Origin of the sequence: Planctopirus hydrillae (assembly GCF_001707835.1) — a bacterium.
Taxonomy (GTDB): domain Bacteria; phylum Planctomycetota; class Planctomycetia; order Planctomycetales; family Planctomycetaceae; genus Planctopirus; species Planctopirus hydrillae.
Genome location: NZ_LYDR01000107.1, coordinates 1 through 372, shown reverse-complemented (window position 1 = coordinate 372; position 372 = coordinate 1). Strand labels below are relative to the sequence as shown.

1 pseudogene is annotated in these 372 nt (G+C 42.7%); it reads right to left on the bottom strand.

Annotated features, from left to right (window positions below):
• Positions 1 to 372, bottom strand: a pseudogene (locus A6X21_RS12360) (IS5/IS1182 family transposase); the annotation flags it as partial.

Here is a 372-nt window from a genome sequence, read left to right as displayed (position 1 = left end):
GTACCGTTTATTTCTTTTTTTCCACGGTAACCTCTATCTCCGGCCAGTTTCTTAATCCTTTCTCCCGTGAGTCTCTTCACCTGATCGAGGCTTTGCTCTATGGTATGTCCGTCGTACTCATTACGGAAAGAAGAGGCTCCCAAAATCACTCCCGTCATGGAGCGTATAATCGAGACTTTGTTTCCAAACTCATATTTTTTGTGCTCCTTACCTTTACTGATGCATTGAAAATCCGGTTCATGAAGAGAATAAATCTTTTGAGTGGAATTACGCCGTTGCGAAAGAATCCTTTCAAAGAGGGAAATGAGTTTGTCGTACTCCCTGTTACTACCTAGGTTTCGTTTAAGTTCCCGAACCAAACGTCCCGCTATT